Below are 25,488 nucleotides of genomic sequence, written 5' to 3'. Positions count from 1 at the left end.
TGCTATTTGAACTTAATTAAACAACATTGACCTTGTTTAATTCGAGTTTTCTTTGTCGAACAATTGATTGCTAAACATTGCTTTTCCCGATCTTGAGAAAAACCTTGGTAATTTGACCTCATTAAACTCAGTTAATGAAAGAGATTATTGATTAAGACTGTGTCAATTTTTGAGAATAGACCATGAAATTATTAAACCTTAAACCAGGACACACAGGAATTATCCGTACCCTCAATATTGATGATCCTGGGTTATCCCGTCGCCTCGAAGCCATGGGGTTCACCGCCGGACAAGAAGTCAAACTACTACGTAAAGCCTGGTGGAATGGCCCCCTTCATGTGCGAGTAGGGATGACCACAGAAGTAGCCATGCGACGGCATGAAGCCGAAGGCATCGAAATAGAACCCAATGTCAACTAATTGATCAAGGAGAAACCAATCAATGACCCATTGTCATAGTCCGGGGGGAGCCACCCTATCCCCCGAAACAACCACCAAGCGCGTCAGCGTGATGGGTATGCCCAATGTAGGGAAATCGACCCTATTTAACCAAATTACCGGAGCCACCGCTTTTGTGGGTAACTGGCCAGGGGTAACGGTGGACTTATTAGAAGCAACGGTTGAACTGGACGGGGAAACCGTTGAGTTTGTGGACTTACCAGGAATTTACGATCTAGAAGGCTACTCGGAAGATGAACGAGTGGTACAAGGTTTTTTTGAACGCTTTCCCGTTAACCTTGTCTTAGTGGTGCTTAATGCCGGACAGATCGATCGCCAGATTCGATTGGCCCTACAGGTGAAAGCCTTAGGCATACCCGGAATGCTGGTTCTCAACATGGCAGACGAAGCGCAACATTTCAACATCAAGATCGATGCTGAGAAACTCGAAGAAAAGCTAGGGATGCCCGTGGCCTTAGTGAGTGCCAAATATAACCGAGGCCTTGTTCAAGCAAAACATAAGATTAGTCACGTCTTAAGCCAAAGTCAAAGGGTTACCTCTCCCCAAGACTTGACATTGAAAATAGAAGCCCATGAACAAATTCCCCCCTCGGCCATCGCAGAGGTGTTAGAAGAAACCGTTGAGATGCCCTCTCAAATGTATCGAACCTTTACCCAACGCCTCGATAGTTTATTATTGCATCCTATTATCGGTTTACCCATCTTTTTCCTGAGCATTTACCTCATGTTTCAGTTTGTCTGGGAGGTGGGACTACCGTCTCAAGATGTTGCTGATGCTTTCACCACATGGTTTCAAACAATAGCCATTGACCCCTTAACCGCAGGATTGCCCGATTTTTTACGAGGGTTTATCGTTGACGGACTTTATGGGGGGTTAGCCACTGTTATTTCCTTTGTTCCGTTGGTGGTGGTGTTTTTCTTCATGATGGCCATTATCGAAGACAGTGGTTACTTTTCCCGTGCTGCCTATATGATGGACTCGATCATGTACCGTTTGGGGTTGGATGGTCGCAGTTTTGTCCTCTTAATTATGGGCTTTGGTTGTAATATTCCGGCGGTTATGGGTGCTAGGGTAATGCGATCGCGGTCTTTGCGTTTTTTAACCATTTTAATCATGCCCTTTGCCCTGTGTTCGGCGCGGTTAACGGTGTTTGTTTTTATCATTGATGCTTTATTTGATCGCACCTGGGGGCCCTTGGTGTTATTGTCTCTTTATATCATCAGCTTTTTAGTGGCATTCGCCACGGGCTTTTTAATGAAGGGACAGTTTGCTAGTAAAGAACCCTTTGTGATCGAGTTGCCCCCCTATCGCTTCCCCACCCTCAAACAAATTTGGTTAAGAGGTTGGGGTGAGTTAAGAGTCTTTCTGCGTCGGGCCACCGGGTTTATTACGGCCGGGGTTGTGGGAGTGTGGTTAATGTCGAATTTACCCCAAGGGACGGCCAACCCCATTGGAAGTGCAGGGTTAACCTTAGCCATCGGGGTTCCTTTAGTGTTTGGTATGGTGACAGGGGGCAACGCGGTTAAAGCGTTTCTTCAACAGGCCGGCGTTTGGATCGTTGTTGGGGTGTTGGCGGTGTTGTTGTTAACCAATTTACCGGGGACTGGCGATGAAAGTTATGCCGTACGGTTAGGGGAGTTTTTTGCTCCGGTTCTTGATCCCATCGGTATTCCTGAAGAGTTGACCATTGCTTTGATTTTCGGCTTTATTGCCAAAGAAATTGTGGTGGGATCGTTAGCAACTATTTACAGTTTATCTGATCCGAGTGCCATTCAAGCCACCATTGCTCAAACCATTTCACCCATTCAAGCTTATAGTTTCATGTTGTTTTGTTTGCTCTATAGTCCTTGTGTGGCTACTTTAGCCACCATTCGCAGTGAAGCCAAAAATGTCAGTTTTACCTTTTTCTCTGTGGTTTATGGCTTGGTTTTGGCTTGGGTGGTGAGTTTCATTTTCTATCAAGGGGCTAACTTGATCGCTAATCTTTAATTTTTGATCAATAACGGGGGTAAGTTACGGCTACCCCCATCAGTGAGTATTAAGCAACGGTTAGGGACTGTCCTTCAACGGGGTAACCAGACGCTTTCCAAGCTTTTAAGCCACCCACTAACTCCGCAACGTTCTGATATCCAGCAAGGCGAAGTTTGCTAACGGCTAAGGCTGTTTCTTTTTCGGTTGCGCCATAGACATAAATGTCACGAATCAGTTCAAAGTTATTTAAGGCTCTAGGGACTAACTCATCCATCGGCAGAGAAACAGCCCCAGTAATATGACTGTGATTAAAGGCTTCTCTGTCCCTAACATCAATAATGGTTAAGGCCGGTTCGCCCCAGTCAAGGCGTTTTTTTAGATCGGATACTTCTGATTTACTCTTAAGGGGTTCTGGAATGGTAATCATAAAGACTCGTGTGTGAAGTTGCTACCTTTGTAATGTAACAGAATATTAACAGTTTGTAAATTTTTATGATGAAAGCTTGACAATCAACTCTAACGCACTTCGACTGTAAAATACAGTTCTTTTGCCTGTTGGCAACCCCCCCTGCCCCTACCCCCCCTGCCCCTACCCCCCCTGCCCCCCTTCTAAAGGGGGGTGTGGGGGGTGTGGGGGGTGTGGGATTATCGAAGGTGCAACCTCTTAGTTGACATTTAAGAAAAAATCTGTAACAATAGATACAGAAAGAGAAATAAATCGTTCATCCTTTCCAGAAGATATTCATAAACCATGGAAGGACGGAAGTAAGGATTTTTCCTGAAGGAACGCGCCTACCGATCTCAACGATGACAACTATTCGGAGGCAACTAGGATGCAACTTACTTATCGTGGTGTTAGCTATAATTATAATCCCGTAAACGTAGAACTCCCTTCTACTTCAAGCCAAGAACATGATTGGCGGTTTCGTAATCACCATCATTCAGTGACGCTTCAACCCAACGCTAATTTAACTTGGCGAGGTGTCAAGTATAATAACAACCCAACTTCTGACAATGGGATTAAAGAGAAGTCACGTCAGTTGATCTTGCGTCATCAGCAAAAACAAATTGATCGCGCAGACTCGATGTCGTTACGTTTAGCTGAAGAAGTGGGCTTAGCATAAACCAAATTAAGTCATACGGGGAAGTCTCTAAACTTCCCCGTTAATTTTTTAAGTGGAAGTTGAAGGCAACTGCTTAACCACATTTTTGGGTTTTTTCGTGACTTTTTTGGCAGACTTTAAAGGATAGCCTTTAAAATCAGTTAAGGCAGCACTAGCACGTTTAACAACCTGGCTATTACTGTCTTTTTGAGCGACTTTCAGAAACGGAATGACCACGGGAGATTTAACCTTGCTTAAAGCTTCCACCGCAGCTAAACGCACCGAAAGCACAGGATCACGGGTTAAACGTCCTAGAGCAAGAATAGCCTGACGCATCTTAGCGTTAAGGTTATTCGTTCTCATTAATCTTCCTAACGCTTTAGTCGCCGTAACCCGAATTGAAGCATCGGAATGGGTTAAATAATTAAGAATCGGGGGGATATAATTTGAAGAGTTGGAGTCTCCCCAATCTTTAATGGTTTGGGCTAAAGATTTAGACTCGTTTTGAGAGTTAATAGTTGGAGTGGGGGGTAATAAAGAAGAGGTATAGGGTTTAGAGGTTTGAGACGGTTGAGAGGGTTGAACTTGAGTTTGAGAAGGGTTGATCTCACTGGATAATTCTGATGGTCTAGAGACTGGAGTTGGAGACGACAAAGTCTGGCCAGATGACTCAGAAGGCTTATTTTTTAGGGGGGTTTGCTGGTCTTTTTTTCGTTTAACTAAGAGTGAATAAACACTGATTATCACTAATAAGAAAAATAAGGTGAGTAGAAAATCATTCATCAGAAAAATTTAAGCAGGACAACATACAAATTAACAAGGATTTTTATTGTAACCTATTTGAGGGCAAACTTCCTTGATATAACTGGAATTTCTGGCCATGATATTCCACCATTTTGCTCCATTGAGGGATGGTTTTTAAAGGGTGATTAATTATTGGGCAACGATACAATTTTCTCTCGGCTACTTTTTGGAGAAAAAATGCGATAATTTTTAACAATTTTAACAGCACATATGAATTGTTTTTCTTCAATTATTTGATTATTTATAATCAGTTAAGTCTTTTTTCGTTTCATAGATTTTATTCCTATTTGTAGGGTGGGCAAAACCGACATTAATATTACTATTTTATCAACTTAAGGTTAATTTTGCCCACCAAAGCTATGTAATTTTAGGGTGGGCAATACTTAGATTAATATTTCTATTTTTCATTTAGTTAAATAATTGCCCACCCTACTAATGCTAAATTTGCAATGACTATCAAAGGTAGGTTGGGTTGAGGAACAAAACCCAACAAAAATGATGGGTTACAAGACATTTTGAGAGTCTAACCACAATATAACTGATCTCTGTCTAACCCACCCTACAATTATCTTCTCTTTGTTGTTTTAATAAGCATCGTTAATAGTTAAAGCCTGTTTTGATTAATTATTGAAAATTTTTGCTAACTTTACAGTTCGTAATATGTAGGAATCTTTCTCAATAGTTGACGAATTTACTGGCTTTGGGGTATATTTGTAACGATGAAACTCTACAGCACGTATGTCGAGTTAAGGGTTTGACCTCCATTAACCCCAATACTTCGTTATATTTTTGAAAAAATGATGACAGTTTAGACAGTTTTCGTCTTTTTTATACCTCGGTTTTGAGCATATGTACTAAATCATGTAAACTTTGTAAAGTGCTGCTCTTGACAAACACCACAGTATATGGGTTATATAAGTGGGCTGTTATGGGATTCAAAAAAAGGTAGGATATTAACAAGGTTTGAAACCATTCGGCCATGACAGACAAAAACCATTGGCGTACCCTAGAACGTTTCATCGAAATTAATACCCCTTGGCTCACTATTATTGGGGAAAAATTAGAAGATGAACGTCAACACATATTAGACTATTGGCGAGTGGAAAAAGCTGATTCTCTGATTATTCTGACGATTCAAAATAATCAAATTATCTTACCCAATTTTTCCTATCGTCCGGGGGTTCAAAAAGCAACCCTTGATTTTCCTGGAGGCAGATTAAATCAGGGTTTAAGTCATGAAATAGTAGCCTCTCAAATCTTAGAGCGAGAATTAGGAATATCATCATCAGATATTGTGAGTCTAACAGCCCTTAATCAAGTGGGTTGGCCAATTAATAGTTCTTTTTCTAACCAAAAACTTTACGGTTTTGTAGCAGAAATATCTCCTTATCCTATGATTAATGTTGAACGGGTAGCAAAGACTTATTCTACAACCTCAGAAGGAATTAATCACTTATTGAAGGATTTAACTTGTCTTCAATGTCGTGCTGTCTTATGGGAATGGTTAGCCCAGAGATAAATAGAGCATGATTTTTTTTAGGTTATAGTTAAGACTTGATTTTGCAAAGCAACTAACTCTTTAATCCCCATTTCTGCTAAATCTAAGATATCATTAAGTTGGGAACGGGTAAAACTATTTTCTTCGGCTGTTCCTTGTACTTCAATTAAGTCTAAATTTCCCGTCATAACCACATTAAAATCAATATCTGCTTGAGAATCTTCTGGATAATTCAAGTCTAAAAAGGCCTCTCCTTCGATAAGTCCCACTGATATCGCTGCCACGGGAAAGCGTAAAGGAGACTTGATTAATTCCCCTTGTTTGATCAAGTTATGGATAGCTAAAGCTAAGGCCACATATCCCCCTGTAATAGAAGTTGTGCGGGTTCCTGCATCCGCTTGTAAGACATCACAATCAATGGTAATGCTTCTTTCTCCTAACTGTTGTAAATCGATGCAAGATCGTAAACTTCTACCGACTAATCTTTGTATTTCTTGAGTTCTTCCTGATAGTTTTAAAAGTTCTCTTCGTTGACGTTCTTGAGTTGCACCAGGTAACATTCTGTATTCTGCTGTCAACCATCCTTGGCCACTTCCTAGGAGAAAACGGGGAACTCTGTCTTCAATACTGGCCGTACAAAGCACTTTTGTTTCACCACAGTGGGCTAACACAGAACCGGCAGAAAAACGAGTATAATTGAGTTCAAAATTAACGGGACGAAGTTGGTTCGGTTGACGGCCATCAGGACGTTGCCAAGACATAATTTATGATCAACATTTGTTTTTTGCTTTTGCATCTTACCATGAATGATGACAAAAGTAAGAAAGTCTAATTAAATAGATTAAACTTGTGGGGTGGGCAATGCCAATAAAATATAAACCTAAGACAGAAACTATTTTAGACATTGCCCACCTTACCCTTATCGATAATCTCCTACTTAGTATTCAAGAATGTAAAATCAAGAAGGCTAAACTTCCTATTCCTGAGGCTGAAAATAGAATGGTTTTATAGGGTATTTTAGTTAAATTCAAACTGAGTAACAGTAAGAAATAAACATCCATAAAAACTCGTGAATAATCTAGGTAATACCCTAAAATCGTCATACTACTAAAAGCAAACATTACACTATAAAAACTGTTGCCTATTTGCATTAATAAATTAGTTTGACGGTGTTTAACATACAAGATGAAAATCGCTACAAAACTGAATAGCAAAATGAAGAACATATAAGCTTCAAATAAGTTGCTTCCGTTTAATCCTCCTGTTACAATACTAATTAGTTTATTGATAATTCCCAGAAAGGGAAAACCAAAATTATCTTTAACTCTCACTTTTCCAGGTAACTCTAAGAAACTAATGTAAACCGTCCATAAAATGGGGGGAATTAACCCGTATAATAAATATTTAATTTGTTTAAATCTTTTTTGTATTAAACTGGTTAAAAATAAAGCAAACCAAACTATTAATAAGGTTTCTCTGGTTAAGCAACCGAGACTAATAAATAAAGCCGTTAACTTATATTTTTCATAACGATAACAATAAAACGAAGCGATTAAAAAGACACTACTAAATAAATCAGCCGTTCCCAAAGATAACACCATCCAAACTCCAGGAATACAGAGGGTAAAAAGAGCTTGAAACTTTGAGAGGTTATCCGATTTAAAATATAAACTTGTAATAGTAACAATCAGGACAATCGATAGAGCATTTATTGCTACCATAATATAAGGGATTAAACTTCTATTACCCAATGCTAAAAGATAACTAACTAAAGGATATAAAATACGACGATAACGATAAATAGGATGATCTAAACTATTAATCGTTTCAGGATTTTGTAAAAATGGATCAAGGGCTAACGTTAAAAATTGTTGACCATCATAACCAATTTCTCCTTGATAAATTAACGTATTTTCAGCATTTAAAAAAGGAGAAAGGGGTAAAATAGAACCAATGCGAAAAAAACCCGTAATATTACCATTGAATTTGAAAAAATAAAAATATAAAGTTACCCAAAATACCAATAATATAGCAATAATTATGTTGAGTAAATGGATAGAAACTGGAGATTGATGAGGTTGAGGAAGTTTCTGAGACATTTTCAAGAAAAAATAAGTATAATAGTTTGAGCAATTTGAAATAAAATCATTAAACCAAATTGACTGTCAATGGTTATAATTGTTCCCAAATGTTGAGTATTGAAGCCAAGTAACAGTAATATTTAAAAATCTTTAGATAGGGGTTTAGTGAAAAAATAATTATTATGGGTTGAAGAAATTTATTAATCGCTATTTATGGAAAATATAGCTTTAAATCAGGGTAATAAAAGTGCTATGATAACCAACATAGTTTAAAATAAAAAATGACCATCATTTAAATAAGGAGAATAACCTTGCCACACACCATTGTAACCGAAACCTGTGAAGGAGTAGCCGACTGTGTAGACGCTTGTCCTGTGGCTTGTATTCATGAAGGACCCGGGAAAAATGTCAAAGGCACAGACTGGTATTGGATCGATTTTGCCACTTGTATTGATTGTGGAATTTGCTTACAAGTTTGTCCCGTTGAAGGGGCTATTGTACCAGAAGAAAGACCCGAGTTACAAAAGACTCCATCTTAAGAGAATAACCATGAATTTGAAAGTAAGTAAAATGGGGTAACAACAATTGAAACAATGGAAAATATCTTAGAAGTTAAGGATGTTTATGCCGGCTATGTAAAAGATTTAAACATTTTACAAGGCATCAACTTTCGCATTGCTTTAGGAGAATTAGTAACGGTGATTGGCCCCAATGGTGCCGGAAAATCCACCTTAGTCAAAACCATTTTCGGACTACTAAAAACCAATCAAGGTCAAATCATTTTTAAAGGAAAAAATATCACAGGATTAAAATCCGATCAAATCGTGAAATTAGGAATGTGTTATGTGCCTCAAATACAAAATGTATTTGCTACCCTAACCATAGAAGAAAACCTAGAAATGGGTGCTTTTATCACTCATGGCTCATTAAAACAACAAAAAGATAAAATTTACACCATGTTTCCCCGACTGGCTGAACGTCGCCGTCAAAAAGCAGGAACCCTATCCGGAGGAGAAAGACAAATGTTAGCCATGGGACGGGCCTTAATGCTAGATCCCGACGTTTTATTACTAGATGAACCCTCGGCCGCCCTCTCCCCTATCCTAGTCAATAGCGTCTTTGAACAGATTAAAGCCATCAATCAAACGGGAAAAGCCATCGTATTAGTAGAACAAAACGCCAAAAAAGCCCTCATGATGGCTGATCGCGGTTACGTTTTAGAAAATGGCCGCGATCGCTTTGAAGGCACAGGAGAAGACCTACTCAACGATCCCAAAGTCGGACAACTCTATTTAGGGGCCGCCCATGAGGACGGAGAATTGTAGGAGAAAGTTCTCCAGGAGACTACAATTTCAAAAATACAAGGTAAGCTAGATAAGGAAAGGATTAACAACAGTCGAACCCCAGGTTAGAAGCAAGTTTCTTTCTTAAGTTTAAGTGGAGAAAGAATGTAAATTCTGGCTTAGCGACTCTAACAAAGTGATCAAACTCCATGCTGCGAATCATTACCCAGTCAGCTGAGATAAACACAGAATTGCAAAGAATCCGCGATCGCCCTTATCGAGACGAGATTCAAGCAAAAGAAGTTGCTGTGGGAGAAATTCTCGAAAGAATTAAACACCAAGGGGATCAAGGACTCTTTGAACCCTTTGACAGCCTCACCACCCCCACCTATCTCAAAGTGAGTGGTTCGGACTTAGACGCAGCCTATCAAAAGATTCCCAAAGAACTTCTCGATGCCATCCAAACCGTCAGTCAAAAATTAGAAAGCTTCTATAAACAACAACTGCCCAAACCCTGGGTTAAATTTGAAGATGATGAGGTCGTCGTCGGCAAACGATACACTCCCGTCAAACGGGCCGGTATTTATGTGGCCTGGGATCAAGCATCCCCCATGAGTCGGGTATTGATGCAAACCCTACCGGCAAAAATAGCCAAAGTTCCCGAAATTATCCTCGTCACTCCCCCCGATGAAACGGGCCAAGTCCCCCCCGATATTTTAGTGGCCGCCCAAGTGAGTGGGGTGAACCAAATTTATCGCATGGGAGGGGCAAAAGCCATTGCTGCTTTAGCCTACGGAACCGAAACCATTCCTCAAGTAGACGTGATCACAGGAACCGGTGGATTAGACGTTATCTTAGCGAAACGCATGGTTCACGGGACCGTTACCATTGATACCCCAGTCGATGCCTCAGAATTGTTCATTATTGCCGACGCAACGGCCAAAGCCAGCCACATTGCTGCCGACTTATTAGCCCAAGTTGAACAGGACCCCAGTAGTGCCGTCATCGTTCTGACAACGGATGTAAGTTTGGCACAAAACCTTCAAACCAAAGTACAAGAAAAATTACAAGATAACGTCCACGGTATTTTATGCGAAAAAGCGATCGCCCACTATAGCTTAATCATAGTCGTTGACTCCCTCGAACAAGCCATTAACCTCACCAATCAATTTGCCCCTCATTATCTGATGTTAGCCCTAGCCGAACCCTGGGATATCGTCGAGAAAATTCGCGCCGTCGGTAGCCTTTTCCTGGGACATCATACCCCCAAAGCCATTGGGGACTATTTAGGGACTGGAGGGGTCATTTTGCCCCCCTCTGGATTAATTCGTTACGCCTCTTCTGTCCGAGTCGAAACCTTCTTAAAACCGTCCCATCTCATCGAATATTCTCCCACGGCCCTGAAAAAATTAGCCAATGCCTTAGAAATTTTAGCCCTAGCAGAGGGGTTACCCGGAACCGCCGATGCCATGAATTTACGGTTAATGGAAGGGGAAGATTATCAGTAGGGGTAGGTAGTTAGCACAAATAATTAACTTTATACGAGAGATTTCGATACAATTAAAAAACTTTGTTATCCTTGATACTAATTAAGCTCTCTCAAGAGCTGAAAGCAAGTGTCTATGAGTCAACGTCCTCCTAAAGCTGAGCATCGTCGAGACCATTTTACCTGTTTACCCTATGGAGTGGGTCATGATCATGAAGGGGTCTGTCTGGAGGTGCAATTAGGGCCGTATCGGATTTTGCTTGATTGTGGCTTAAGGGACCTTACTCCCTTACTCAATCAAAGTCAACCCCCAGCCGATGCCGTCTTCTGCAGTCACGCCCATAGTGATCATGCTAGAGGATTAAAAGCACTCCATGAAGCCTTTCCTACTTTACCCATTTATGCCAGTCACGTTACTAAACAACTACTCCCCCTAAACTGGCCCGAAAAACATCCCCCCAAAACCGCTAACTTTTGTCAGGGGTTATTCTGGGAAAAACCCTTTGAGTTGTTTGATGATTTGACAGTGCAGTTATTTCGGGCTGGTCATTTACCGGGGGCGGCCTCTATCTTCTTAACCTATCGCACCGTTGAACGTGATTATAAATTACTCTACACCGGCGACTTTTCTCTATCGAATCTCCAACTGGTTGAAGGATTATCGGTCGAGGCCTTACGGGGCCTATCCCCTGATATTTTAATCATCGAAGGCACTTATGGCACCATGCGCCATCCCCATCGCCGTCAGCAAGAAAAAGAGTTGATGCAGCGTATTCATGAGTGTTTAACCCACGGCTATAGTGTGGTGTTACCGGTGCCAACCTTGGGGTTGGGACAAGAAATTTTGAAATTATTACGGTCTCATCATCAGTTTACTGGACGAGACTTAGATATCTGGGTCGATGGGGAAGTGGCGAATGCTTGCGATCGCTATTTAGATTTACTGCCAGAATTTCCCATCTCAGTGCAAAATTTTGCCAAACATCAACCCCTATTTTGGGATGAACGAATCTGTCCCCGTTTACGTCGTTTAACCCCTCAACAACGGGGCAAAATTGGACAAACCCCTTGCATTGTCTTAACCGATGATATCCCAACCCTTTACGACGAAGGTTATCTACTCTCAGGGTTATGGGTGATGTTATTTCCGGCTTTACCCTACGAAGGACAAACCCTCGAATCACCAGATATTGTTAAATTGATGGAAAAAGTCTCAGTCCATACGGAGTCTTATGTATTGGCTGAACATAGTGATGGCCGTAACACCACTCAGTTAATTCATAATTTACGACCCCAACATATTATTTTTGTTCATGGGTCCCCTATCAATTTAACGGATTTAACCAGTTTAGAAGAGTTACAAAACCGTTATCAACTTCATCTTCCTTCCACCGGAAAATTAGTCGAACTACCCATCGGCGATAAGTTTATTCAACCGGCGGCCCCGTCTCCTGGGGTTTATGAGGGAGAATTAAATGAATTAGACAGAAATATTACCATTACGTTGCCCCACGGCATTATTGATGATCCCCACTGGCGTTATTTTGCTGATACGGGACTGGTAGAAGCGCGTTGGCAAGGAGATGAGTTAGTCTTGCGCGGTATTCCGCAACGGGAACTCCTCAATCAAAGCAATGCCGAAAAAGTGATCAATGATTTAGATTGTTGTTTAACTTGTCGCCATTATCGGGGTCAACGGTGTTGGAATTCTCAATCTCCTCTTTATGGGTTTAAAGTTACACCAGAGGGATATTGTCCTGTGTTTGAACCCCTTCCCAAAGAAGAAGATAAGTAATTTACCATGTTTATGATAGGATATTTGGTGATCCATAATATAAAAGAGTTCCGAAGGTAGATAACCATATGGAAACAGTATTCCTTTTAGCAAAATTACCCGAAGCTTATCAAATTTTCGATCCTCTGGTCGACGTATTACCAGTTATTCCTGTGTTTTTCTTGGCTTTAGCCTTCGTTTGGCAAGCTGCTGTCGGTTTTAAGTAAACTTATATCTTGCACCTTCGATTACACCCCCCACACCCCCCACACCCCCCACACCCCCCACACCCCCCACACCCCCCACACCCCCCACACCCCCCTTTATAAGGGGGGCAGGGGGGGTAAGGGGCAGGGGGGGTAAGGGGCAGGGGGGGTAAGGGGCAGGGGGGTAAGGGGCAGGGGGGTAGGCAAGAGGCAAGAGCGGTGAGACCCGCGCCTTCGCATCTGCGCAAGGGAACGCTCACCAAGACAGGCAAAAGTATCTTATTTTAAGGCTAACTGCTTGAACATTGACTGTCTTCTTTTTAGCTATTAAGTTATTTTGTAAGGCGTGCAAGATGTCAGTAAAGCCTAACAGGGAAAACCTTGATCATACCCTCGATTAATGGATCATCATCCATCGATTGAGGGTTTTAATGGCCGTGTCAGAAAAATCACTAAAGACCCCATCCACCCCTAAGTCAAAAAATGGTTGATATTCTAAGTTAGGATCGCCGTTATAATTGGTCGCTAAGTAAATATTTTCATTACGAAAGGTAAAAGGATGCACTAATAAACCCACATCATGAGCATCATGAATAAGTGAAGTGGGAGGCAGTAAAATTTTATTAGTTTCATCAACAGACATAATCATTCGTTTCCACGGGCCGATGGCATCAGCATAAGTCGCAATGTTAGTTAATCCTGTAGCAGTTCGCAAGTCTCCATAGGTGCGAGAATCACCCTTAACCACAAAATCATAAGGTTGCGTTTCGATTAACGTGCCGTCTTTTTCAATACCGGCTGCATTCAACAGTTGAACTAAGGGAACATCAATGAGACTGCGGAGTTTTTGTAAGTTACTCACTTCAAACGATTGGATAAAAAGGCGATCGCGATCGCAAAATTGATTATCTTTTAACAGTTTAACTAAGGGTTCTTCTAAGGATAACCCAACCGAATCATGATAACTCGGATGTTTAGTTTCGGGGTAAATACCAACTTTTTGGCCGGTATTGGTTTCCACTTGTTTAACTAAATCAATGATGTCTTGAAACGTCGGAATCTCAAATAAACCATTAAACGATTGATCTCGAAACTCCAGACGTTGAACTGCTTTTAATGTTTTAATTTCGGCTAAGGTAAAATCATCAGCAAACCAACCCGTTTCTTGTTTACCATCAATGATTTTTGTTGTATAGCGAGAGGCAAACTCTGAGCGATCGCTTATATTAGTCGTATCTGTAATATTAACTTCATGACGAGCAATTAACACCCCATCTTTAGTCGAAACCAAGTCCGGTTCAATAAAGTCGGCCCCCATTTCAATGGCTAACTGATACCCTTCTATAGTATGCTCAGGACGATAACCACTCGCACCCCGATGAGCGATAATAATTGGTTTTTGACTCATATCTTGCACCTGCGTCATAAGGTATTGATTAGGGTGGGGGGATTTATGTTAATCTCCAGAAACTTGATGATTAACGATCGCAATATTCCATTCTCCGAGTTGAGTGGTTTGAAAAGCGACTTGAGACCCATCCCCGGTAATGGTGGGTTGTCGAACCGAACCCCTAACATTAGCTGAGAGTAACGTAGAACGTTGATTATTGCGGTCATAGACCATAATATCGGGTTTCCCTCGTTCGGTGGAAACATAGACTAAATAACGCCCATCAAAGCTTAACGCCGGTTGATCTTGACTCGAGTCTCTCCGATTGAGATTAGGCAACGAAACAAGACGCTTCTGTTCTAAATCAAACAGATAAATATCTCGATGACCTTGACGTTCCGACGCAAAGGCTAAATAACGACCATCTCCGCTATAGGTGGGATATTCTTCGGGGGACTTCGTATTAAGTCCCCCGGTGGGTATTTCTGGAGTCGTTAACAGGGGATGACGACAGCTAGTAAGAAGCATTCCCATCAATAATATAGGAATTAGAAACAGACGAAACTGCATTATTTTCATATCTTGCATCTTCGATCACATTAGCTAGTTTAGAGAGGGAACAGGGAATAGGGAATAGGCAATAGGGTCTATTTTAATAGTAACTGCTTAAAAAAACTGTAGGGTGTATTAGCGCAACGTAATACAGCAAAAAGCAAGTTTTCGGTGCATTACGGCATAAAAAAAGTATGATAACCACCCCAAAAATATAGTTTGCCTAATGCACCCTACTTAATATTTTGTTTAAGAATAGTCTCTAACTCAGAGTAAGAACCGATTTTATATTGTTCTTGTTGGATTAATTGATTGAGTTTTCTGATACGTTTTTTTGAAGCGGGATGAGTAGAGAAAAAGTCCCAATTTAACGCTTTTTTCTGATCAAGATGCTTAAAAAAATCTGTTGCACCTGCTACATGACCATAGGTTTTATTTAATAACCTTAAACCATATTCATCCGCTTGATATTCTTGGGAACGAGAATAGTGAGTATTGCTGATAGTTTCGGTCAGGGTTCCAATGCTATTGGATAAAAAGCTATTATCCCCGGCAAAGGTTGCGATCGCTATTTGAAGAATTAATGCTTTCCCTAAACCACGAAGATGATCCCGATGAGAAAAATGACCTAATTCATGACCCAAAATCATCATTAATTCATTCTCTGAGTTAACCTTTTCTACTAACCCTTGAAATACCCCGATTACATCTCCAGGAAGCGCAAAAGCATTGACAGTATTTTCGGGTATATAAATAACTCGATAATCTCTTTTGGCTAAGGATTCATCATCAATTTGTAATTCTAAACGATCTAAAAGCTGATTTAAAGCTTTTTGTTGAGGAGAATCTTCTGCTTTTTCTTCATAAATAGGAACCACAATCGAGCCTAGTTTTTGTTCCCAACTAACAGGAATATAGGTAATTCCCCAATCAACTAAAAATGAGATCAACTGAATAATAAGGATAATAATAATTAGAAAAATTCCTAATATGATGAAGAGTTGACGAAAATTTGGGGGAGGATTGCGATCGCTCATAATAAAGTAATACTAAGTCCAATTATCGAGAGAATAGGGTCTAAAACCTGGCTTTTTAAAGCGAAACGTTTTTGAGGCGAGGCTTAAATCCTTTTCTCAAAAACAACTTCTGTTCGATAGAGCCGGAGCGAAGCGAGGAACTTCTGACTTCTGTTGAGTTATATGAGACAGTATTGATTGAAATAGGGCGAGGTTATGACAAGACAGTAGAGGGGTTACTTTCTGCTCTTAATGATAAATCTATGTTGGTGAGAAGGAGTTCAGCAGAGGCATTAGGAAACATAGGGGGTGAATTGGCAGTAGAGGGGTTACTTTCTGCTCTTAATGATGAATATCGTTATGTGAGAATCAGTGCAGCAGAGGCATTAGGAAACATCGGCAGTGAATTGGCAGTAGAGAGGTTAAAATAGAGAAGAAGTAAATAATTATTTTTATGGAAATTAAACGCTTACCTGCCTTATCTGATAATTACATTTTCCTCTTACATGATGCCGATAATAACACGGCCGCAGTGGTTGATCCGGCGGTGGCCCAACCAGTGTTAAATTGCCTCGATCAATTAGGAGCAAAATTAGTCGCTATTTTCAACACTCATCACCATGCTGATCATGTAGGAGGCAATGAAAAACTAATGGAAAAATACCCCGATCTTTGTGTCTATGGAAGCAAAGAAGATCAAGGTAGAATTCCAGGACAACAAGTCTTTTTAGAAGAAGGGGACACAGTAGAATTTGCCGGCAAAATAGGGAAAGTGTACTTTGTTCCGGGGCATACTCGTGGACATATTGCTTATTATTTTCCTCCTAATGATTCAGAAGAAATAGGCGACTTATTTTGTGGTGATACTATCTTTGCTGGAGGCTGTGGCCGCTTATTTGAAGGGACCCCCAGTCAAATGGTTCAATCCATAGGTAAACTGAGAAACTTACCGGATCATACTCGTATTTGGTGCGCCCACGAATATACCTTAAATAACCTTAAATTTGCGGTTACGGTTGATAAAGATAATCATGATTTACAAACCCGTTATCAAGAGGTGATTAAAGCCCGTGAAAATGAGCAGCCCACTGTTCCCTCTTTATTAGGAGAAGAAAAGAAAACCAATCCTTTTTTAAGATGGGATCAACCGGCTTTGCAAATGGTGACAGGGATGAATGATCCGGCCAGAGTGTTTGGTAAAATTAGGGGAATGAAAGATAATTTCTGATTCAATATGGAAGCCCCCAATTTCAACATTAAAGAAAAAATATCTTATTATTTAGATGATTTTAATAGCCCCATTGGAGTGACAGTTAATCTGACAATTTTGGGGCTTATTTTATTGTCTTCAGGGATCTTTGTCATTGAAACTTACCCTTTGCCTGAGTCGAGTTTAAGGTTATTAGCCCAATTAGATGATGTCATTTTATACTTATTTACTTTTGAATATTTAATCCGTTTTTGGTGTGCAAAATCAAAACTAAAATTTATTTTTAGTCTTTTTTCTTTTATTGATTTACTATCTATTTTACCTTTATTTATTGGGTTTGTTGATATTCGTTTTATTCGGATTCTTCGCTGGTTTCGGATTCTTAGACTTTTAAGATTGATTAAATTTGAAACATCTTTATTTAGAGTCAAATCTGAAGATGGTGTTGTTTTAGTTAGAATATTTTTAATTTTATTTTCCTTGATTTTTATTTATTCTGGAGCGATTTATCAAGTTGAACATTATAGTAATCCAGAAGTATTTAAGACCTTTTTTGATGCGTTATATTTTTCCGTTGTCACCATGACAACCGTCGGGTTTGGTGATGTGATTCCCCTGTCAGAAGCAGGACGAATTTTAACAGTAATGATGATTTTTTCAGGAATTCTTTTAATCCCTTGGCAACTCGGAATCTTAACCCAAAAATTTTTACAAAGTAGTCAACAAGGTAATCAAACTTGTTCCCATTGTGGCTTAAAATTTCATGATCGAGATGCTAACTTCTGTAAAATTTGTGGAACTAAGTTATAATTATGCGTAGGGGCTTAATATTATTAAGCCCCTATAATATTAAGCACATTTAGGAGTAAGTTATGGTAAAAAGAATATGATCTCTCAGATAAACTAACCTTAGTCAAAAGAAATAATCAGGAATTTTATCAAGTTTTCCAAGTTATCAAAAATATTAAACAATTCTTACTCTAGTTTATGATCTAAACCCAGTATGATATGATTCAACAGGAATATAAATGCTAGAGAAAATTAATAAATGCACAAAATACCCGTTACCGTGATTACCGGCTTTTTAGGCGCAGGAAAAACCACATTAGTTCGTCATCTTTTACAAAATAATGATAACCGACGCATTGCTGTATTAGTGAATGAATTTGGAGAAGTGGGAATTGATGGAGAATTACTTAAAGATTGTCAAATTTGTGAAGAAGATAATAACCCCAACGAGAATATTATAGAACTCAATAATGGTTGTCTTTGTTGCACCGTTCAAGAAGAATTTTATCCCACCATGCAGCAACTTCTAGAACGACGAGACTCCCTCGATTGTCTGTTAATAGAAACCTCCGGTTTAGCCCTACCTAAACCCCTTGTGCAAGCCTTTCGTTGGCCCGATATTCGTAACAGTGCCACCGTTGATGGTGTCATCACAGTAGTCGATTGTCAAGCTTTGGCTTTCGGCACCTTAGTGGGAGATTTAGACGCATTAGAGGCACAAAGACAAGCCGATCCTAACCTCGAACATGAAACCCCCATCGAAGAATTATTTGAGGATCAATTAGCCTGTGCAGACTTAGTCTTACTCACCAAAACGGACTTAGTTAATGCAACAGAATTAAACAAAATTAAAGCCTGGTTAGGCCAAGAATTACGCCCTGGTGTGAAAGTGGTTTCTTGTCATCAAGGTCAAATTAATCCCGATATTTTACTCGGATTTAATGCAGCCGTAGAAGACAATTTAGAAACCCGTCCCTCTCATCACGATCACGAAGCAGAACATGATCACGACGATGAGATTAACTCAGTACAAATTACCTTAGAACAAGGTTACGATCCCAAACAATTAGTCAAAACGTTAACTAAATTAGTACAAGAAAACGAAATTTATCGCATTAAAGGGTTTGTTCATGTGCCTAACAAACCCATGCGGTTAGTGTTGCAAGGAGTGGGCGATCGCTTCGATTCTTTTTACGATCGCCTCTGGCGTGACAATGAAGCCAAACAAACCCGTTTAGTGTTCATCGGTAGAGAATTAAAGCAACAAACCATAGAACAACAATTAGTAGACGTGAATAGAGCTTGTAATTTGACCTAAAATGTGTTAAATCATGTGCAGTATCTCACAATGGAGATTTCGTACTTTAGCTTGTAACATACGAGGTAGTCTAAAAAAATCAGGTATATTGAGTATAAATACTCGTTATTACTTGATAAGTATAGCGATCGCAAAATAGACAAAATACACAACTTTAATTCTAACAATTGTACTATGTTAAGTTTGGCCTCAAATTTTAAAAAATACAAGAAATTTGTTCAACTTGTAAACAAAAAATTAATTAGATTATCCTATCGTTTTGGTCAAAAGCAATCCTTAAGATGGTGGTATATTTATGGTAATTCCCGTTCTGGAACATCTTATATTACTCGATTGATTGGCAATCAATCAAAATTATCAATTTCAGATTGGGGACTAGGATACATATTAAACGATAGCTTTGACAAGGTTCAAGGAATTGATCGAGATCGTTTACTAAAAGACATAGCTAATAATATTTTAGATCATGCTAATTTAAGTTTAGGAAATGAATTGGATTTAGTTTTAAAACAAGCTCACGCAACTTATCCCGATTATCGACTTCTAGTAAAAATGTTTGGTGAACCAGAAAGAAAAATTTTTTGTTTTCGAGAACCTAGTGGATTTATGGCATCATCAAAAAAAAAATTTCCCGATCAAACAATAGAAAATTTACAAGACCGATATCTACGTGATTTCCAAGTCTATGAACGAGTCAAAGGAGATATTATTGAATATAATAAAAGTTTAACTATAGATGATTATCTAAGATTTTTACAACCGCTTAAATTTGATAATAAATCCATTGAAAAATTCTTTTATAAAGGAAAGTCAAACCCAGAAGATGCAACTCAAGAAATGTGGTTGGCTTACCGTCGTTTTAAAGAGGTTCATAAGGATAATTTATACACATCCTAAAAGCTGATACTAATTGTGTTTTATTGCATGATTAGGGATTTCATTTTAATCAGTCTTGTATTTATTTTTTTGAGTGTATTATTTTTCTTACTGGGAGTATAGTTACAGTTTTTTCCTAATACTCCCTTCAAGAATTTTTTAGAGGCTTTAATTACTCAAAATTAACCTCGCTAAACCCACCCCAGGATAATAATGGTCTAAAATCTGTTGATAATCGTAACCCTTTCTCGCTAACTCATAAGCCCCTATTTGACTCATTCCTCGTCCCTTGTGGGCCCGGGCTACAATTTCATCAGTGGCAGCATAGAGAGACTCTACCACACCCCCTTGATGGCTTAAAATTTGTCCCTTAGTGCTTCTTACCGCATGATGACCGGTATTGTATTCACTGTTTAAGCCCTTATACACCTGCCACCGTTGGGTGTTCCCCAAATCGTACCAAGCACTGGCCGGGCGGATCATGTGAACTAACGCATAGGAACGGGCTGCGATCGCTTGGGCTTTCAACGCTTCCGTCGGTGCATTGGCGTGCATTTCACTCCCCACCACACTGTATAAATACTGCTCAAAATTAACATGATTGACCACTAATAGACTGTTGCCTTGAGACACCAGTAAAATTTTGCCCCGATACCAGCGATCGCCCACATAGATGAGACTCCCTTCAGTGGGTTGCACCCAAACCACCCCCGGCAAAGATTGTCCCCCTAAGGATAAAGAACCCCCATTGGGTGTAACATTCCACCCTTGGGAACCAGAGAGGGTTTTTAGCTGTTGATTATGGCGATCGCTTACTATCCCTTGTCCTGACACTCCGATGGTGGTGTTTGGAGCATCTCGTAAAATTGCCACCCGAATTTCTAGGGGAGGGGGTTGATAGTCCACTGGGGCAGGTGCTAATGCCTTGGGAGAGGAAGGGGGAGAAGGAGAGGGGGGGGAAGAGGGGGGTGACGGTGGGGAACTAACCGACTCCTCAAGGTCTGATTTTATGCTCTTCTCTGGAGAATCTTGAGTTTTAATCTCTGGTTTCTTCTGAGACGGTTGTTTTAAATAGGGTTTTTCCACCTCTGATCCTTGTCGAGGCGAACGGCTGTTCTCTGGTATCCCAGAGGGGTCTAATTGACTTAGAGGAGGTAAAGGAGTTGTCTGGGGTTCGGTTTCCATCAAAGGCCCAGACGGTTGCCACCGAGTGATAATCAAGGGAACCGTCACCGCACACACCAAAGGAACCCCCCACAGTTGGGGACGATTGACCAACCAGTTTTTTAACAACTTTTTCCCTGTGGTAAACACATTAGTCATATTAATATGAAATAGGGATGAAATTAATTCAGTCCGTCTAGCTCTGATTGTTATTATTCAAAAAAATTGTAGAATATTTTCTTGTTTTATGTCAACGAATTATCTTGAGACAATTAATATTATCTTGAAACCCAAAGCTTTAAACTCTCATCTTGTCTTAGATTTATTTGCAGGATGTGGTGGTTTATCTTTAGGATTTGAAGCACAAGGATTTGAGACTTATGGATTTGAAAAAGATCAAGATTGTTGTGATACTTATGACAACAACTTACAAGGAAGATGTGAGCTAAGAAAATTGAAAATTAACAGTGAATTACCCCCTACATCTGTCATCATCGGTGGACCTCCTTGCCAACCGTTTAGTGTTGGTGGAAAACAAAAAGGTTTAGCAGATTCAAGGGATGGGTTTCCTATTTTTGTCAATGCAATTAAACAAATTAATCCAGATATTTGGTTATTTGAAAATGTAAGGGGTTTACTGTATAAAAATAAATGGTATTTTGATCAGATAACGCAAGCCTTACAAGATTTAGGCTATATAATTGAATGGAAGTTATTAAATGCAGTTGATTTCGGAGTCCCTCAAAATAGAGTAAGATTAATTGTAGTGGGACATCGAGGAAAATTCCAATTTCCTAAAATTTCAAGTAAGAGAATTACAGCAGGAGAAGCATTAGGAGAATTAGCATTTCAAGTGTTATCTGATTCTAAATTTCTAACCCCTAGCATGGATAAGTATATTGCTAAATATGAGAAAGCATCTTGTTGTAAACATCCTCGTGATTTACATTTAGATAAACCAGCAAGGACTTTAACTTGTCGTAATTTAGCCGGTGCCACAGGAGATATGCACAGAATTAAACTTCCTGATGGTAGAAGAAGACGTTTATCAATTCGAGAAGCAGCGCGTTTACAAAGTTTTCCCGACTGGTTTAACTTCTCTGGAAGTGAAACCAGTTGTTATAATCAAATTGGTAATGCTGTCTCTCCATTATTAGCTTTTTATTTAGCAAAAAGTGTCCGTGATTATTTAGAATCTAGTTATCGTTTATCAGCAAAAGAACTTAAAAAATATACGCTTCCTAAACAATTATCTTTACCTTTATGAATCATAAGGACTATATTGCAAAATCAACTAAAAATACCGAAATTAAGTTATTGATTAATGAAGCATTGTTGATTCTTGATCAATTAGGCATTCCCTTAGAAAAACAAACAACTAGAAGATTAGAAAGATTAGGGATGGCTTTTTTAGCAGTTGCTAATATCAAAAATAGTCAAGACTGGAAAAATGTTCAAAAAACATCTCAAAATCATGGGTTAAGAACAAGAGAAATTATTAAATTTTGGAATACTTATTTTGATGAAAATATTTCAGAAAGTTCTTATGATGATATTCGTAGAAAAGATTTAAAATTATTAGTCCTATCAGAAATTGTGATAGCTAGTGCTGCTAACCCTAATGCTGCGCGTAATGATGGAACAAGAGCATTTGCATTAAATCCTAATTATGCTATTGCAATTGAAACTTTTGGAACTCACAAATGGGATTATGAACTTAATAAAATTTTAAAGCATACAAAAACTTTAAAAACTGAACTTTCTGAAAGTCGTTCTCTTGATTTAGTTCCTATTATTTTTCCATCTGGTAAAGTTTTAGAACTGAGTCCAGGAAAACATAATGAATTACAAAAAGCAATTGTTGAGTTATTTTTGCCTCGCTATGGTTACGGTGCAGAGGTTTTATACATAGGAGATACAGCCAATAAATTTTTACATTTAGATCAAGATAAATTGAACGAATTAAAATTTTTTGAAATTTCTCATGGTGAGTTACCTGATATTATTGCTTATTCACATACTAAAAACTGGTTATATCTCATAGAAGCAGTCCATAGTTCAGGAGTAATATCTCCAATTAGACTATTAAGCTTGAAAAGACTAACCGAAAATTGCCAAGCTGACTTAATTTTTGTGACTGCTTTTTTAGATAAAAAGACCTTTCGTAAGTTTGTCAGTGAAATTGCTTGGGAAACAGAAGTATGGATTGCAGAATCGCCTGATCATTTGATTCATTTTGATGGTGAAAAATTTTTAGGTTCTTATTAAGTCACAACTCCAAAATCAAACAAAAAATAATTAGTGAACAATAGACGGCACAATATTAACGACTTCTAAAAAAGCTGAAACCTTTACTATTTCCCTATTCCACTTCGACTAAGCTCAGTGTAAACCTATTCCCTATTCCCTATTCCCTGTCTCAATCAAATATAAGAAAATGTTACAGATCCCCCATCATCCCTAAGTAATTTTGCTACATTAAATAATTGATATCTCTGCGTCTGTTTCAATTATGGCTCTCATTGTCCAAAAATACGGGGGAACCTCCGTCGGGTCCGTCGAAAGAATTCAAACCGTTGCCCAACGCATTCAAAAAACGGTTCAACAGGGAAATACGGTGGTTGTGGTTGTTTCTGCCATGGGAAAAACCACCGACACCCTAGTGAGTTTAGCTCAAGAAATCACTGCTAACCCCTCCCGACGGGAAATGGATATGTTACTCTCCACAGGAGAACAAGTCACCATCGCCCTATTAACCATGGCCCTACAAGAAATAGGACAAGCTGCCATCTCCTTAACCGGGGCGCAAGTTGGCATTGTGACCGAAGCAGAATATAGTCGGGCCCGCATCCTCTCCATTAAACCCGATCGCATTAAACGCCATCTCGATAAGGCTGAAGTGGTCGTTGTCGCAGGGTTTCAAGGCATTAGTTCCAGGGAAAACCTAGAAATTACCACCCTGGGCCGGGGAGGGTCCGATACCTCCGCCGTCGCCTTAGCAGCCGCCCTAAAAGCCAGTTTTTGCGAGATATACACCGATGTTCCAGGGATTTTGACCACGGACCCCCGTCTCGTCCCCGAAGCCAGGTTAATGGACGAAATTACCTGCGATGAGATGCTAGAATTAGCCAGTCTAGGGGCGAAAGTATTGCACCCTCGGGCCGTGGAAATTGCCCGTAACTATGGGGTTCGCTTGGTAGTGCGATCGAGTTGGAGTGATGCGCCAGGAACTAGCGTTATTTCCCCCATTCCCAAACCGAGATCCCTAGAAGGGTTAGAAATTGCTAAAGCAGTAGATGCGGTAGAATTTGACGGAGAACAGGCGAAAATTGCCCTATTACGGGTTCCCGATCGCCCCGGTATTGCAGCCCGTTTATTCGGCGAAATTGCCCATCAACAGGTGGATGTAGACCTGATTATTCAATCGATCCACGAAGGCAATAGTAACGATATCGCCTTTACGGTGATCAAAAATGTATTAACCAAGGCCGAAGCGGTTGCAGAAGCGATCGCCCCTGCGTTACGTACTACCCCTTCCAACCCTACAGAAGCGGAGGTAATGGTAGAAACCGGCGTGGCGAAAATTTCCATCGCTGGTGCCGGAATGATTGGCCGGCCAGGGATCGCCGCCAAAATGTTTAAAACCCTTGCTGAGGCTAATATTAATATTGAGATGATTTCTACCTCAGAAGTTAAGGTAAGTTGTGTCGTAGCCAAAGAAGACGGCGATCGCGCCATTAAAGTGTTATGTGAAGCCTTTGAGGTAGAATTATCCCCGAACCCCGTGGCCTCCCAAGCAGTAGAGGTATCGCCGCCGGTGCGTGGGGTAGCCTTGGATCAAAAACAGGCTCAAATTGCTATTCGTCATGTTAAGGATAAACCAGGGATGGCGGCCAGTATTTTTGGAGTGTTAGCGGATAATAATATTAGTGTCGATACCATTATTCAGTCGCAACGGTGTCGTATTTTAAACGGAATGCCCACCCGTGACATTGCCTTTACCGTTTGTGAAGGAGACGCTAAAGCAGCCTGTCAGGTGTTAAATAGTCTATCCGATGGCTTTGATGAGGTGATTGTAGACGAAGATATTGCTAAAGTTAGTATTGTCGGCGCTGGTATGGTGGGACAACCTGGGGTAGCGGCCAAGTTTTTTGGTGCATTAGCTACCGAAAACATCAATATCAAAATGATTGCTACGTCTGAGATTAAAATTAGTTGTGTGGTTCCCAAAGAAGAAGGGGTTAAGGCCTTAAAAGCGGTTCATCAAGCGTTTGAGTTAGCCGGTATAGAAACCGTAGAAGTTCCTGCTTAAGTTGGGTGTATCCATATTCTAGTCAAGTTAAGTGTGGGGGGTGTGGGGAGTCTAATAATCTCCGAACCCCGAACCCTTTTTTCCACTTATTTCCACTTATAGGGAAAAATTAAAATAGCTAGATCCCTGAATTGACGGGCTTTTTGGGACTGACATCACCCCTTGTCACCTCATAAGATGAGGATAACAAGAGCAA

General features: G+C 39.9%; 25 protein-coding genes and 1 riboswitch. Of the genes, 17 read left to right on the top strand and 8 right to left on the bottom strand.

Annotated elements, in window-relative coordinates; translation table 11 throughout:
- Window positions 1-182: 182 nt before the first annotated feature.
- Together C4E06_RS07440 and C4E06_RS07435 are read left to right on the top strand one after the other, a co-directional pair.
- The gene (locus C4E06_RS07440) at window positions 183-419 is read left to right on the top strand and encodes a FeoA family protein (protein WP_107667495.1); all 237 of its coding nucleotides are present in this window, start codon (window positions 183-185) and stop codon (window positions 417-419) included.
- Window positions 420-441: 22 nt separating this feature from the next.
- On the top strand, window positions 442-2,448 hold the full coding sequence (locus tag C4E06_RS07435; protein ID WP_107667494.1) for a ferrous iron transporter B: 2,007 nt from the start codon (window positions 442-444) through the stop codon (window positions 2,446-2,448).
- 49 nt (window positions 2,449-2,497) lie between these two features.
- Here C4E06_RS07435 and C4E06_RS07430 read toward each other — a convergent pair whose 3' ends face one another.
- Window positions 2,498-2,857: a rhodanese-like domain-containing protein gene (locus tag C4E06_RS07430; protein ID WP_107667493.1), complete on the bottom strand. Its 360-nt coding sequence runs from the start codon at window positions 2,855-2,857 to the stop codon at window positions 2,498-2,500.
- Window positions 2,858-3,147: 290 nt separating this feature from the next.
- A riboswitch (Glutamine riboswitch) is annotated at window positions 3,148-3,223 on the top strand.
- A gap of 40 nt (window positions 3,224-3,263) precedes the next feature.
- On the opposite strand from C4E06_RS07430, the gene C4E06_RS07425 reads away from it, so the two are divergent.
- The gene (locus C4E06_RS07425; RefSeq protein ID WP_107667492.1) at window positions 3,264-3,554 is read left to right on the top strand and encodes a DUF4278 domain-containing protein; all 291 of its coding nucleotides are present in this window, start codon (window positions 3,264-3,266) and stop codon (window positions 3,552-3,554) included.
- A 48-nt stretch (window positions 3,555-3,602) separates the two neighbouring features.
- Here C4E06_RS07425 and C4E06_RS07420 read toward each other — a convergent pair whose 3' ends face one another.
- Complete coding sequence (locus tag C4E06_RS07420) at window positions 3,603-4,316, bottom strand: HEAT repeat domain-containing protein (protein ID WP_107667491.1); 714 nt, start codon at window positions 4,314-4,316, stop codon at window positions 3,603-3,605.
- Between the two features lie 1,000 nt (window positions 4,317-5,316).
- Between C4E06_RS07420 and C4E06_RS07415 the strand changes: the two genes are divergently transcribed.
- Complete coding sequence (locus tag C4E06_RS07415) at window positions 5,317-5,856, top strand: NUDIX hydrolase (RefSeq protein WP_107667490.1); 540 nt, start codon at window positions 5,317-5,319, stop codon at window positions 5,854-5,856.
- A 17-nt stretch (window positions 5,857-5,873) separates the two neighbouring features.
- Here the strand turns inward: C4E06_RS07415 and rph are convergent, their stop codons facing one another.
- On the bottom strand, window positions 5,874-6,596 hold the full coding sequence (gene rph / locus C4E06_RS07410; protein WP_107667489.1) for a ribonuclease PH: 723 nt from the start codon (window positions 6,594-6,596) through the stop codon (window positions 5,874-5,876).
- Window positions 6,597-6,779: 183 nt separating this feature from the next.
- On the bottom strand, window positions 6,780-7,934 hold the full coding sequence (locus C4E06_RS07405) for an AZOBR_p60025 family cell surface glycopolymer formation protein (protein WP_107667488.1): 1,155 nt from the start codon (window positions 7,932-7,934) through the stop codon (window positions 6,780-6,782).
- Window positions 7,935-8,227: 293 nt separating this feature from the next.
- Between C4E06_RS07405 and C4E06_RS07400 the strand changes: the two genes are divergently transcribed.
- The 5 genes from C4E06_RS07400 (at window position 8,228) to C4E06_RS07380 (ending at window position 12,686) form a co-directional block, all read left to right on the top strand.
- Window positions 8,228-8,455, top strand: coding sequence for a ferredoxin family protein (locus C4E06_RS07400; RefSeq protein ID WP_107667487.1), 228 nt, complete (start codon window positions 8,228-8,230; stop codon window positions 8,453-8,455).
- Window positions 8,456-8,509: 54 nt separating this feature from the next.
- Entirely contained in the window at window positions 8,510-9,241 is a 732-nt protein-coding gene (locus C4E06_RS07395) for an ABC transporter ATP-binding protein (RefSeq protein WP_107667486.1), read from the top strand.
- 167 nt (window positions 9,242-9,408) lie between these two features.
- On the top strand, window positions 9,409-10,707 hold the full coding sequence (gene hisD / locus C4E06_RS07390) for a histidinol dehydrogenase (protein ID WP_107667485.1): 1,299 nt from the start codon (window positions 9,409-9,411) through the stop codon (window positions 10,705-10,707).
- Window positions 10,708-10,821: 114 nt separating this feature from the next.
- Window positions 10,822-12,480 (top strand): MBL fold metallo-hydrolase, encoded by a 1,659-nt coding sequence (locus C4E06_RS07385; RefSeq protein WP_107667484.1) that lies wholly within the window; start codon window positions 10,822-10,824, stop codon window positions 12,478-12,480.
- A 68-nt stretch (window positions 12,481-12,548) separates the two neighbouring features.
- Window positions 12,549-12,686 (top strand): photosystem II reaction center protein K, encoded by a 138-nt coding sequence (locus C4E06_RS07380; RefSeq protein WP_087591880.1) that lies wholly within the window; start codon window positions 12,549-12,551, stop codon window positions 12,684-12,686.
- A gap of 376 nt (window positions 12,687-13,062) precedes the next feature.
- Here C4E06_RS07380 and C4E06_RS07370 read toward each other — a convergent pair whose 3' ends face one another.
- The 3 genes from C4E06_RS07370 to C4E06_RS07360 form a co-directional block, all read right to left on the bottom strand.
- Complete coding sequence (locus tag C4E06_RS07370; protein ID WP_232826184.1) at window positions 13,063-14,073, bottom strand: glycerophosphodiester phosphodiesterase; 1,011 nt, start codon at window positions 14,071-14,073, stop codon at window positions 13,063-13,065.
- 48 nt (window positions 14,074-14,121) lie between these two features.
- Window positions 14,122-14,625 carry a PD40 domain-containing protein gene (locus tag C4E06_RS07365; protein ID WP_198648398.1) on the bottom strand — a complete coding sequence of 168 codons (504 nt, stop codon included), beginning with the start codon at window positions 14,623-14,625 and terminating at the stop codon, window positions 14,122-14,124.
- A 215-nt stretch (window positions 14,626-14,840) separates the two neighbouring features.
- A complete protein-coding gene (locus C4E06_RS07360) occupies window positions 14,841-15,644 on the bottom strand; it encodes a M48 family metallopeptidase (RefSeq protein ID WP_107667481.1) in 804 nt (267 codons plus the stop codon).
- A 173-nt stretch (window positions 15,645-15,817) separates the two neighbouring features.
- Between C4E06_RS07360 and C4E06_RS07355 the strand changes: the two genes are divergently transcribed.
- The 5 genes from C4E06_RS07355 (at window position 15,818) to C4E06_RS07330 (ending at window position 19,837) form a co-directional block, all read left to right on the top strand.
- Window positions 15,818-16,054: a HEAT repeat domain-containing protein gene (locus tag C4E06_RS07355; RefSeq protein WP_157951122.1), complete on the top strand. Its 237-nt coding sequence runs from the start codon at window positions 15,818-15,820 to the stop codon at window positions 16,052-16,054.
- 23 nt (window positions 16,055-16,077) lie between these two features.
- On the top strand, window positions 16,078-16,851 hold the full coding sequence (gene gloB / locus C4E06_RS07350; RefSeq protein WP_107667479.1) for a hydroxyacylglutathione hydrolase: 774 nt from the start codon (window positions 16,078-16,080) through the stop codon (window positions 16,849-16,851).
- Between the two features lie 6 nt (window positions 16,852-16,857).
- Window positions 16,858-17,643: an ion transporter gene (locus C4E06_RS07345; protein ID WP_107667478.1), complete on the top strand. Its 786-nt coding sequence runs from the start codon at window positions 16,858-16,860 to the stop codon at window positions 17,641-17,643.
- 238 nt (window positions 17,644-17,881) lie between these two features.
- Entirely contained in the window at window positions 17,882-18,940 is a 1,059-nt protein-coding gene (gene cobW, locus C4E06_RS07335) for a cobalamin biosynthesis protein CobW (protein WP_107667477.1), read from the top strand.
- 174 nt (window positions 18,941-19,114) lie between these two features.
- Entirely contained in the window at window positions 19,115-19,837 is a 723-nt protein-coding gene (locus C4E06_RS07330; protein ID WP_107667476.1) for a hypothetical protein, read from the top strand.
- A 147-nt stretch (window positions 19,838-19,984) separates the two neighbouring features.
- Here the strand turns inward: C4E06_RS07330 and C4E06_RS07325 are convergent, their stop codons facing one another.
- Window positions 19,985-21,139 carry a SpoIID/LytB domain-containing protein gene (locus tag C4E06_RS07325; RefSeq protein WP_107667475.1) on the bottom strand — a complete coding sequence of 385 codons (1,155 nt, stop codon included), beginning with the start codon at window positions 21,137-21,139 and terminating at the stop codon, window positions 19,985-19,987.
- Between the two features lie 88 nt (window positions 21,140-21,227).
- Between C4E06_RS07325 and C4E06_RS07320 the strand changes: the two genes are divergently transcribed.
- From C4E06_RS07320 to C4E06_RS07310, 3 genes are all read left to right on the top strand, one after another.
- Complete coding sequence (locus C4E06_RS07320) at window positions 21,228-22,247, top strand: DNA cytosine methyltransferase (RefSeq protein ID WP_107667474.1); 1,020 nt, start codon at window positions 21,228-21,230, stop codon at window positions 22,245-22,247.
- On the top strand, window positions 22,244-23,248 hold the full coding sequence (locus C4E06_RS07315) for a BsuBI/PstI family type II restriction endonuclease (RefSeq protein ID WP_107667473.1): 1,005 nt from the start codon (window positions 22,244-22,246) through the stop codon (window positions 23,246-23,248). The genes C4E06_RS07320 and C4E06_RS07315 overlap by 4 nt, the downstream gene beginning before the upstream one ends.
- A gap of 244 nt (window positions 23,249-23,492) precedes the next feature.
- On the top strand, window positions 23,493-25,292 hold the full coding sequence (locus C4E06_RS07310; RefSeq protein ID WP_107667472.1) for an aspartate kinase: 1,800 nt from the start codon (window positions 23,493-23,495) through the stop codon (window positions 25,290-25,292).
- Window positions 25,293-25,488: the final 196 nt, after the last annotated feature.

It is taken from the genome of Cyanothece sp. BG0011 (assembly GCF_003013815.1).
Taxonomy (GTDB): domain Bacteria; phylum Cyanobacteriota; class Cyanobacteriia; order Cyanobacteriales; family Microcystaceae; genus Crocosphaera.
The sequence above is the reverse complement of the archived record's forward strand: the minus strand, read 5'-3'. Positions and strand labels throughout refer to the sequence as shown.

Excerpts from the sequence above, each read along its gene's own strand:
- C4E06_RS07440 (WP_107667495.1), top strand. The coding sequence starts at position 183 with ATGAAATTATTAAACCTTAAACCAGGACACACAGGAATTATCCGTACC.
- C4E06_RS07435 (WP_107667494.1), top strand. The coding sequence starts at position 442 with ATGACCCATTGTCATAGTCCGGGGGGAGCCACCCTATCCCCCGAAACA.
- C4E06_RS07430 (WP_107667493.1), bottom strand. The coding sequence starts at position 2,857 with ATGATTACCATTCCAGAACCCCTTAAGAGTAAATCAGAAGTATCCGAT.
- C4E06_RS07425 (WP_107667492.1), top strand. The coding sequence starts at position 3,264 with ATGCAACTTACTTATCGTGGTGTTAGCTATAATTATAATCCCGTAAAC.
- C4E06_RS07420 (WP_107667491.1), bottom strand. The coding sequence starts at position 4,316 with ATGAATGATTTTCTACTCACCTTATTTTTCTTATTAGTGATAATCAGT.
- C4E06_RS07415 (WP_107667490.1), top strand. The coding sequence starts at position 5,317 with ATGACAGACAAAAACCATTGGCGTACCCTAGAACGTTTCATCGAAATT.
- rph (WP_107667489.1), bottom strand. The coding sequence starts at position 6,596 with ATGTCTTGGCAACGTCCTGATGGCCGTCAACCGAACCAACTTCGTCCC.
- C4E06_RS07405 (WP_107667488.1), bottom strand. The coding sequence starts at position 7,934 with ATGTCTCAGAAACTTCCTCAACCTCATCAATCTCCAGTTTCTATCCAT.
- C4E06_RS07395 (WP_107667486.1), top strand. The coding sequence starts at position 8,510 with ATGGAAAATATCTTAGAAGTTAAGGATGTTTATGCCGGCTATGTAAAA.
- hisD (WP_107667485.1), top strand. The coding sequence starts at position 9,409 with ATGCTGCGAATCATTACCCAGTCAGCTGAGATAAACACAGAATTGCAA.
- C4E06_RS07385 (WP_107667484.1), top strand. The coding sequence starts at position 10,822 with ATGAGTCAACGTCCTCCTAAAGCTGAGCATCGTCGAGACCATTTTACC.
- C4E06_RS07380 (WP_087591880.1), top strand. The coding sequence starts at position 12,549 with ATGGAAACAGTATTCCTTTTAGCAAAATTACCCGAAGCTTATCAAATT.
- C4E06_RS07370 (WP_232826184.1), bottom strand. The coding sequence starts at position 14,073 with ATGAGTCAAAAACCAATTATTATCGCTCATCGGGGTGCGAGTGGTTAT.
- C4E06_RS07365 (WP_198648398.1), bottom strand. The coding sequence starts at position 14,625 with ATGCAGTTTCGTCTGTTTCTAATTCCTATATTATTGATGGGAATGCTT.
- C4E06_RS07360 (WP_107667481.1), bottom strand. The coding sequence starts at position 15,644 with ATGAGCGATCGCAATCCTCCCCCAAATTTTCGTCAACTCTTCATCATA.
- gloB (WP_107667479.1), top strand. The coding sequence starts at position 16,078 with ATGGAAATTAAACGCTTACCTGCCTTATCTGATAATTACATTTTCCTC.
- C4E06_RS07345 (WP_107667478.1), top strand. The coding sequence starts at position 16,858 with ATGGAAGCCCCCAATTTCAACATTAAAGAAAAAATATCTTATTATTTA.
- cobW (WP_107667477.1), top strand. The coding sequence starts at position 17,882 with ATGCACAAAATACCCGTTACCGTGATTACCGGCTTTTTAGGCGCAGGA.
- C4E06_RS07330 (WP_107667476.1), top strand. The coding sequence starts at position 19,115 with ATGTTAAGTTTGGCCTCAAATTTTAAAAAATACAAGAAATTTGTTCAA.
- C4E06_RS07325 (WP_107667475.1), bottom strand. The coding sequence starts at position 21,139 with ATGACTAATGTGTTTACCACAGGGAAAAAGTTGTTAAAAAACTGGTTG.
- C4E06_RS07320 (WP_107667474.1), top strand. The coding sequence starts at position 21,228 with ATGTCAACGAATTATCTTGAGACAATTAATATTATCTTGAAACCCAAA.
- C4E06_RS07315 (WP_107667473.1), top strand. The coding sequence starts at position 22,244 with ATGAATCATAAGGACTATATTGCAAAATCAACTAAAAATACCGAAATT.
- C4E06_RS07310 (WP_107667472.1), top strand. The coding sequence starts at position 23,493 with ATGGCTCTCATTGTCCAAAAATACGGGGGAACCTCCGTCGGGTCCGTC.